The 7946-nt window shown below is 67.9% G+C and carries 11 protein-coding genes; all 11 read right to left on the bottom strand.

What is annotated here, in order from left to right; translation table 11 throughout:
- The coding region (locus tag ACIG3E_RS32775) for a hypothetical protein (RefSeq protein ID WP_399623200.1) at nt 1-353 on the bottom strand (353 nt) is incomplete at its 3' end.
- Nucleotides 350-1198: a ParA family protein gene (locus ACIG3E_RS32770; protein ID WP_399623199.1), complete on the bottom strand. Its 849-nt coding sequence runs from the start codon at nt 1196-1198 to the stop codon at nt 350-352. The genes ACIG3E_RS32770 and ACIG3E_RS32775, both read right to left, overlap by 4 nt.
- Nucleotides 1199-2840: 1642 nt before the next feature.
- Nucleotides 2841-3140 (bottom strand): hypothetical protein, encoded by a 300-nt coding sequence (locus tag ACIG3E_RS32765; RefSeq protein ID WP_399623198.1) that lies wholly within the window; start codon nt 3138-3140, stop codon nt 2841-2843.
- 74 nt (nt 3141-3214) lie between these two features.
- A complete protein-coding gene (locus ACIG3E_RS32760; RefSeq protein ID WP_399623197.1) occupies nt 3215-3409 on the bottom strand; it encodes a hypothetical protein in 195 nt (64 codons plus the stop codon).
- A 99-nt stretch (nt 3410-3508) separates the two neighbouring features.
- Nucleotides 3509-4711 (bottom strand): hypothetical protein, encoded by a 1203-nt coding sequence (locus ACIG3E_RS32755; protein WP_399623196.1) that lies wholly within the window; start codon nt 4709-4711, stop codon nt 3509-3511.
- Nucleotides 4712-4761: 50 nt separating this feature from the next.
- Nucleotides 4762-5229 carry a hypothetical protein gene (locus ACIG3E_RS32750; protein WP_399623195.1) on the bottom strand — a complete coding sequence of 156 codons (468 nt, stop codon included), beginning with the start codon at nt 5227-5229 and terminating at the stop codon, nt 4762-4764.
- 31 nt (nt 5230-5260) lie between these two features.
- Nucleotides 5261-5578: a hypothetical protein gene (locus ACIG3E_RS32745; RefSeq protein ID WP_399623194.1), complete on the bottom strand. Its 318-nt coding sequence runs from the start codon at nt 5576-5578 to the stop codon at nt 5261-5263.
- 47 nt (nt 5579-5625) lie between these two features.
- A complete protein-coding gene (locus ACIG3E_RS32740) occupies nt 5626-6198 on the bottom strand; it encodes a hypothetical protein (RefSeq protein ID WP_399623193.1) in 573 nt (190 codons plus the stop codon).
- Nucleotides 6199-6299: 101 nt separating this feature from the next.
- Nucleotides 6300-6671 carry a hypothetical protein gene (locus ACIG3E_RS32735; protein WP_399623192.1) on the bottom strand — a complete coding sequence of 124 codons (372 nt, stop codon included), beginning with the start codon at nt 6669-6671 and terminating at the stop codon, nt 6300-6302.
- Between the two features lie 55 nt (nt 6672-6726).
- Complete coding sequence (locus tag ACIG3E_RS32730; RefSeq protein WP_399623191.1) at nt 6727-7293, bottom strand: hypothetical protein; 567 nt, start codon at nt 7291-7293, stop codon at nt 6727-6729.
- 38 nt (nt 7294-7331) lie between these two features.
- The gene (locus tag ACIG3E_RS32725; protein ID WP_399623190.1) at nt 7332-7649 is read right to left on the bottom strand and encodes a hypothetical protein; all 318 of its coding nucleotides are present in this window, start codon (nt 7647-7649) and stop codon (nt 7332-7334) included.
- Between the last annotated feature and the right edge of the window lie 297 nt (nt 7650-7946).

Here is a 7946-nt window from a genome sequence, read left to right as displayed (position 1 = left end):
GCCGCTTCAGCGGCCGAGGTCTGGGCAGGCAGGGAAAGGGGCCCGGCAGCCTCTGTTGGTTCCTCCTCCCCCTCCGGAGCATGCGTGTCGTCCATCTCGGGAGCTGTGGGCTCCGTGTGGGAAGCGGAGACCGAAGGCCCGCCCAGCATTGGTGAAATGGTGGCAGTAGATGTCGCTCGGCGCTCGGTTTCAGCTGAATCATCACCGAGGAAGCCACCCTCGGTTGCGTCGTTGCCAACATGCTCGATGGCACCGAAGTCGAATGACCGGGCCTTGCCTCGCCGACGCCGCGGCTTCTTCGGCTCCACATCCTGGCTCGACATCGTCTCGTCCTTGTCAGAGGAGGGAGTCATGCGGCGAGGTCCTTCACGCGATCGATGATTTCGTCAGTGAGGAGTTCGTACCATCCGCTGGCTGCGTAGCTAGGCTCGTCGATCACGATCGGGCGGCTGATTCCGTAAGAGGCAGAGATCTGAGGGCTGGTTCGAATCTCCTTGGAGAACGCCTTGAGCTGGTGCTTGAGGAGGTAGTCGTCAACAGCATCAGCCTCATCAGTCCGCTTAGAGGGCGGTTGTGCTTCGTTTACTACAGTCCCGAGGAAGATGGGTTGGCACTTGCCGCCGGTTCGCTCGGGCACCTTCTCCACGTTGTTCCGGACCACGCGAGCTCCATCAGCAGTAGCAAGGCGTGGATTGCACACAGCGATGACATAGTCGCCAGCGGCCAGGGCCACGGAGGAGAGAGCATCGGCCGAAGGCGGCGTGTCGACGATGATGAAGTCGAACTCATCCTGCACAGTCATGAGCAGTTCGCGGAGGCTGGAGACAGCCTCCCAACCTCGCTTCGCCACTTCGGCGCGAGCGCGATCCGTCACGTTCATCACCGAGCCGATGACGCTCAACGTGCCAGGGGCGTCGAACTCCTTGAGCAGTATGCTCCGGTCGATCATTCGACTCTGGAGGGGGGCCATTGAGTCGAGGTCTCCGGCATCCACAGCATCGATGTAGTCGAGCACAGCACTGCCGATGTCCTGCGGCTTGCGGGCGAACGCTCCGAGTGAGACCCCAAGCTGGCCTTGGAGTTCCAAGTCGATCATGCCAACGCGTGCTCCCCCGCTTGCGAGGCATGCCCCGATATTGGCGGATGTCGTGGTCTTGCCCACTCCACCCTTCTGGCTGGCAAGGACGATGACCTTCATGGGTGCCTTCCTCCCCTGCCCCTTGGCTACGCCCGCGTGCTCGCAGTTGCATCGGCGTGACCAGCGTCTACTGGGGTCTGGGACTGACAGATTCATATTTGACGGCCGCCAGACTAACAGCCTGCAGCCTGTTGCCTTGTCGTACCGGCGGGGCCCGCGTGTCGAGTGCCTGGAAGGTGAGGCGGAGCGAGCCTGTCAGTTTCGAATGCCTGGCATCTGCCCAGCACTTGGTGAGATTTCATGCAGTTGATGAATATTTGCAACATAGAAGTAAGTTAAGTAATGAAAGTCCAATTTGTTGCTGTATGCGGCCTATTCGAACTAGGGGCGGCCATAGCTTGGGTGAGGCTGCTGCGGGGTGGTCGGTGAGGGTGGCAGTTCGTCAGTTCCGAGGCGAGGGCAGCCTTGGAGTGAGTTGAGGAGGGTGAGGTCGCGGTCGGCTAGCAGCGCGCGGGGGTTGAGGCTGCGTTTGGCCTGGGAACGTGCGCGCTTTGCCAAGGCCGCAGGGCTGCGGTGGCGCACGGCAACGCGCTCGGATGGCGAGGGGCGTGTGGAAAGGTGTCCCCGCTGTGCGGCCCGGATGTGTGATTGAGACCCCGTCAGCTGGTGGGGCTGGGGTGTGGCACGAGTAAGCCGGAGTGCGAGTGTCACCGGCGGGGCCAGGTAGCGGAGGTGGCCGCAGGCGCGCTCCGTCGTGTGGCACCGAGTAGATGCGGTCGCGAGCCAATAGCAGCGCACGAGGACGCGGGCGCGCGAGCTGAACTCCATTGGCAAGAGGCGAAGAGTGGCCTAGTGCTAGGGAGAAAGTAATGCCTACTGGGTGAAGCTGAGCAACTGTGAATTAGCGGACGCCCTGATGTTCGGCCAGTAGCAACTGCGGTAGTGGCGCACGACGGGTGGTTCAGAGGGCGAATGGGGGTGTGGAAGGGTGCCCTAAACGTCGAAAGAAGTAAAGCAAACCAGGAAGGGCGCAAGCGGGAACGTTAGAACGGAAAGGACGATGCCCGAAAAGACGGCCGGACGATTGGTTGACAGAGTGAGAACAAGGTGGCATGCGACTACGGCAAGGCGTAGCGATAAGCGTTAGGACGAGAGAGTCGTAGGAATCTAGAGAGAGCGAATAAGTGAAGCGAGCGGGGAGCGAAACGGGCGATAGGCATACGCCCGTAGAGTCGCCAGAGGGAAAAAGCGTGCGGAGCGTACACATAGGGCATGTTCGAGGGAGACTGCCGAGAAGGGGGCGAGCGACACAGACGGAGTAGAAGGGAGGTAGGGCTAGACAGAAGGAGGTGAAGCGTGGAGGTAGGCGTGCGTGAAAGTGTGTGAATTAGTGAAACTAGTGAAGGTGTGCCGGTCTGCATCCGCGCGCGACCGCCCCGCCCTGGTGGGCAAGGGCGGGGCGGTCGCGTGGTAGTGCAGCTGTTGCCGTGGAGGGTAGTTGGTGATGGGCGGAGCTAGAGGTGCAGGTCAGGCCGCCGAAGCGGTGCGTGCCTGTATGTGTGCGTGAAAGTGTGTGAATTAGTGAAGGTGCGCCCACTGGTGCGCTGAAGGCGGTGCGCGGGGGCGGCGGGGCGGCTGCTGTGGTGGACAGGATTCGCTTTGGTGTCAGCCGTTTGCGTGCGCGCGAACGGACGGCCTCTGGCTATACGACGCCGCAGCCGAGCGCTCGGCGTACCCGCTCTTCCGTGGTGGTCACTTCGACCCGGATAGCGCTGCCCGGGGCAATGCCGTGGCTACTGGTGGCCATCTGGGCGTGCTCAATGCCATGTGCGGCGGCCTGGCTGATGGATTCGGCCTGGATGGTGAGGCGTACGGAGAGGTTGCCATTGTCGGTGGGGCCGACGGCCCCGTGCTGGTCGCGGAGCGCGTCGAAGAGGGCTTCGTAGGTGTCAGGGGAGACGCCGGTGATGTCGAACTCGACGTACACGCTGTAGGACGGCACGGGGTTTCTTCCTTGTCTGCCGGTGTGGCGATGGGTCCGGGCCGCTGGGAGGTTTCCCAGCGGCCCGGTGGGTCTCAGGGCTTGAACCCGGCCCGCTTGAGGTACGAGAGGCAGTTTTTCAGAGATCGGTGGTCGGAGGGGGTGCCTGGGAGGAAGGTGATGAGCGTGCTTCCCTTCGAGACCTTCCAGTGGCCCTTGTTGGTCTTCTCTGCGGTGAAGCCTTGCTTCCGCAGTTTGATGACCAGCTTCTCGACTTCCTTGTTCGCCATGTTCTCCCCTACCGGGGGCCCCTCCCCCGTTGACTCTTAAAACTATACAATCGTGATCGTCTTCATGCAAGCCTTAAGAGTCATGTGGTGGGGGTGGTGTTACGGGGTGGTGGGGGTGGTGGCCTGCCGGGCGCGGTGGGCGCGTGCGAGAGAGGCGGCGGCGCCTTCGGGGGAGTGGTAGGGCGGGTGGATGCCGGGGCCGGTCCAGCGGCCGTCGGGGGTGCGGGTGAGGGGGCCTGCGTCCTGGTGGCCGATGAGCAGCGCGCGTGTTCCGGTGGGGTCTTCGGTGCCCAGCTCGGTGTCGTTGAGGTCGCGGACGATGCCGTGGGCGGGGCCGAGGCGGTCGGTGTCCTTGAGCAGGCGGGCGGTGGCGTCCAGGCGTTCGGCTCCGTCGCTGGCGAGCGCTTCCAGCTCGTGCAGCAGGGTCAGGGTGGTGCGAGGGGTGGAGGCTGTGCGGGTGTCGTGTGCTGCGGTGGCGAGGGTGCGCAGGGTGGCGGCGGTGGCGTGGGCGTCGTGCTGGTTGTGGGCGCAGGGGGTGTTCGGCAGGTTCTCGACGGCCGTACGGAGCTGGAGTGCCGGGGAGGCGGGGGTGTGGGTGGTGTCGTGGTCGGCGTGTTCCAGGTCGCGCCAGGTGCGGTGGATGGTGTCGAGGAGCGTGTCGGCGGTGTGCGGGGAGCGGAAGGCGTCGCGGTGGTCGGCCGGGGGCTGGTCCGCAGTGAGCAGCAGGCGTGTACGGGACTGCTCGGCGAGGGCGGCGAGGCGGGCGGCCGGGAAGGTCATCCAGTCGCGTACCTCGGTGTCGGCTCCCTCCAGCAGTGCCTGCGCGAGGAGTTTGCGGGCGGGGCGGTGGACCTGGTGCAGGATGCGGGCGATGCGCTGGCAGCCCGCGCGGGTGCCGGTGGCGGAGGTCTCGCGGGCAACAGCGTCCAGGCCGTCGAGGATGGCGGCGATGTGGGGCTGGCGCAGGGCGTGGAAGTGATAGGCGCGCGCCGAGCTGTCGACGATCTCCTGGCGCTGCTGGGGCACCAGAGTCAGGGCGGCCCGGGCCTGGTCGGCGCTGGTGTAGGGCTGCTGGTCTGCGGCGGGCATGCCGTACAGGGCGAGGTGGAGGATGACGGCGTCCTCGGCGGCCGCGGTTGCGGTGGTGCGCCGCGGGCCGGTGCTGCGGCCTACCTGGCCGCGCAGCGTGGTGCTGACGTGGCCGATGACGTCCCCGTCGGGGCCGAGCACATCGTGCGGGCCGCCGGCTGTGGTGGCGGGCCGGAGCCGGAAGGACGGGTGGGACGGCAGGACGTGCGTCAAGGTCTTCTCCAGGGGGCTGAGTTCTCGGGGGCGCGGGCGAGAGGGGAGGGCTAGGCGGCGCCGAGCTGGTGATGCGCGTTGCACACCCACGACTTGACCCAGCCCTCGCTGGCCCGGTCGATGACGACGTCGTGGCGGTTCGTGCCGTGCGGGCAGAGCAGGCAGGCGATCCGGTCGCCGCGCAGGAGCTGGACGGGGGTGAAGGAGACCGTCTCGGGGAGGGTCCAGTTCTCGGTGCGCACGGTGTCGTTGTCGTAGGGGCGGTAGCTGACGGGGAGGCGGGTCATGCCGGGAAGGTCGTGGTGTCCGGCTCCGGTGACGGTGATCGTGGTGCCGTTCACGGTGAACAGGTCTCCGGTGCACAGGTCGCGCGCCTGGATGGCGGTGGCGACGGCGCCGGTCATCAGTACGAGGCCGGGAGGCAGGTCGGCGAGGCGCATCAGCAGCCTTTCGTGGAGGTGGAGACGGCGGTCCGGGGCGACGGCGGTCGGGCAACGCGGCTGCCCCAGGGGGCGCATCGGTAGCCGCCTTCTGCCTGCGGGGCTGGGGTCAGGCGGGCGTCAGGGCGGGGAAGAGCCGGGTGATCTCGCTGTAAGCCCACAGCGCCAGGGCGTTCGCCTCCCGCTCGTCCTTGCCGGAGTCGGCGCGCCACAGGAGTGGGGCGTCGCCGCCGCGGGCGCGCAGTTCGCCGCGCACCGTTTTGACGGCGTCGGTGTAGCGCAGCAGCGGCAGGGCGTCGGAGCACGTGGTGCGGTGCGCGCTGGCCAGGATCTGGGCGAGGTCCGTGGCGCGCAGGGAGTAGGTGACGGTGATGTCGATGCGTATGGTGCCGTCGCTGTGGCGGCGGGGGGTGAAGGCGGCGGTCATGGGCGGTGTCTCCGGTTGCGGGCCGGCAGGGTCGGCCCGGCGGGTGGTCAGGGCAGGCACAGGCCGTCGTGGGACGTGGGCAGGGTGCAGCCGTCGCGACAGCAGTGGCCGTTGGCGGCCTGGCGGGTGCCGAGCTGTTCGTGGCAGTTCACGCACAGGGCGGGGAGGCTGGGCGCGTCCTCGTCGCGGGCGAGGAAGCCGGTGTCGCCGCAGTGCGCGCACGCGGTGGGCGGGTAGCAGTCGCACCGCGCCTGGCGGTGCGGCTCGGCGGGCTCGTCGTCGGGGACGTCGTGGAAGCGGCCCGCGGCATCGAGCACCAGGGCGCCGGTGAAGGGGCCGGGGTCGGAGGCCCAGGTCGCCTGGGCGGTCAGGGACCGTCCCTTTCTGTGGGCGATGTCCCCCAGCAGGTGCAGGGCGTGCCGCCACTCGCCGAGGTGCCCGGCGGGGTGGGAGTCGTCTGCCACGAGGCCGGTCAGCTCGTGCCCGGAGTCGGTGAGGCGGAACGTCAGGGTGAACAGGTGGGTCAGGCGCTGCAGTTCGTACAGCTCGTCCCTGACCGCGCTGGCCGGGATGGGCTGGTCGAAGCCGATACGGCCGCGGTAGTGGATCTGGGCTCCCATGGGGCGTGGCTCCTGTGAGGCGCTCTGGCGGCGGGGGAGCCTCGGTGTTCCGGTGCCGCTCCACCCGAGCGGGCGGCACCGGAACACCGAGGCGGGCGGGGTCACTGCAGGTGGCACACCGAGGCGTACACGTTGTTGAGCGTGTGCCGCTCGACCGTGTCGGGGATCGGGCGGAACGTGCGCAGCACGTCGGTGGACTCGGCGTCCAGTTCGAGGTCGACCACGGTGGACCGCCCCTGGCGGACATCGACGACCACGCCGGTCAGGCCGTTCATGTACTTCGGCCGCGCGTTGCCGATGCGGACCGTCGAGCCCTTGGTGACGGCGGCCGCGCGCGCCTCGCGCAGGGCGGTGGCGCGCTGCTTCGCCGCAGCGTGGATGCGGTCGAGGTCGTTCTGGGTGGCGTGCAGGGAGATGTAGCCGATGGCCGTCTCCAGGGTGGGGGCGGACTGCGGTGCGCTGGTCGTGGGCAAGTGGTGTTCTCCTTCTAGGGGTGGAAGACGTCCCGTATGACTCTTAAGACTATACTCAACGGGCGGGGTGATTGCAAGTCTTAAGAGGCGGTCGGGGTTGGTTCCCTGCGCGGGCGGTGCGGATCAGCTCGTAGGCGAGCGTCACCGGCTCCTCGTATAGCGTCACCTCGGCCCGGCCCAACGCGAGCCGGGCGAACCCGCGCTCCGTGCCGTTGCGGTAGGAGATCTCGCAGGCGGCCGGGCCGCGGTCCAGGTCGTCCCACGGCCTCCACGGGTGGTCCAGGCACTGGCACGCCTCCGCGCACGGGCAGGCATCGCTCTCCAGGCACCGGGCGCGCAGGGCCTCGTACGCCTGCCGGGTCAGGGAGGTAAAGCGCAGCTCGGCATGAGCTTCCGGCGCGTCCTTCAGCAGGCGGGCCCGCAGGCCGGGCGCCGTGACCGTGCACCAGGCGTCCAACGCCTTGTGAGAGGCGGGGCGGACGGTGCCCTCGCCGTCCGTGGCCGCGACGAAGGCCGCGGCACCGGCATATGCGGCGGACGAGGCGGCCGCGCGGGCCGCCGCTACTGCCGCGCTCAGCGCGTGGAGAAGGGAGTCCGGCATGGTGTACGGGGTCGTGATCATGGTGTCCTCGGTGGTCGGCGCGGTGGGAGGGGGCGGACTCAGGAGCTCGGCGTGTGCGGGCGCAGGGTCCGGCAGTTGAGGCAGCGCCGTCCGTGCCCGGTGGGCAGGACGAAGGAGTGGCCGCCATCGGGCGCGCCCTCGTCGGCGTTCAGGCAGCGCTCGGGAACCGGCACGCTGTCGATCAGCTCCAGTGCCCTGCTGTGCATCCGTGAATCGAGCGCCATGGTCTGCGGGTTGTCGGCAGCGAGCTGGCGGATGAAGTCGGCCATGCGGTCACGCTGCTCACGCAGGGACTCCACGGATTCCGGCCTGTGGGGCCGGTCGGTGTCGGCGATGGCGGTGGGTGTGGTCGGCACGCGTCCTCCTGGTCGTCCGGCACTCCTGGTGACTCTTAAGACTGTACGTCGGAGCGGCTTCGACTGCAAGCCTTAAGAGTCGAAAAGGTGGGGTGCTCGAAGTCGCCTGCCGGACAGGCCGGTTCGGGCTCGCGGCCCGTTCCGCTCCTTCGCCTAAAGGCCCTTTAGGCGAAGACGTACCGTGGGCCTGATGGCGCTGTTCTTCCTGGTTGGCGCATGGACCAGCGCCCTGGCGCGGGTCACCGGCTGACGGCCGGTGTGCCGCACGTGCCCGCCACCCCCGGACCTCTGCCACAC

The organism is Streptomyces sp. NPDC053474, from assembly GCF_044544845.1.
Taxonomy (GTDB): Bacteria; Actinomycetota; Actinomycetes; order Streptomycetales; family Streptomycetaceae; genus Streptomyces.
The sequence above is the reverse complement of the archived record's forward strand: the minus strand, read 5'-3'. Positions and strand labels throughout refer to the sequence as shown.

What these genes read in the sequence shown, in the direction of transcription:
- ACIG3E_RS32770 (WP_399623199.1), bottom strand. Translation starts at nt 1,198, where the DNA reads ATGAAGGTCATCGTCCTTGCCAGCCAGAAGGGTGGAGTGGGCAAGACC.
- ACIG3E_RS32760 (WP_399623197.1), bottom strand. Translation starts at nt 3,409, where the DNA reads ATGGCGAACAAGGAAGTCGAGAAGCTGGTCATCAAACTGCGGAAGCAA.
- ACIG3E_RS32750 (WP_399623195.1), bottom strand. Translation starts at nt 5,229, where the DNA reads ATGCGCCCCCTGGGGCAGCCGCGTTGCCCGACCGCCGTCGCCCCGGAC.
- ACIG3E_RS32745 (WP_399623194.1), bottom strand. Translation starts at nt 5,578, where the DNA reads ATGACCGCCGCCTTCACCCCCCGCCGCCACAGCGACGGCACCATACGC.
- ACIG3E_RS32740 (WP_399623193.1), bottom strand. Translation starts at nt 6,198, where the DNA reads ATGGGAGCCCAGATCCACTACCGCGGCCGTATCGGCTTCGACCAGCCC.
- ACIG3E_RS32730 (WP_399623191.1), bottom strand. Translation starts at nt 7,293, where the DNA reads ATGATCACGACCCCGTACACCATGCCGGACTCCCTTCTCCACGCGCTG.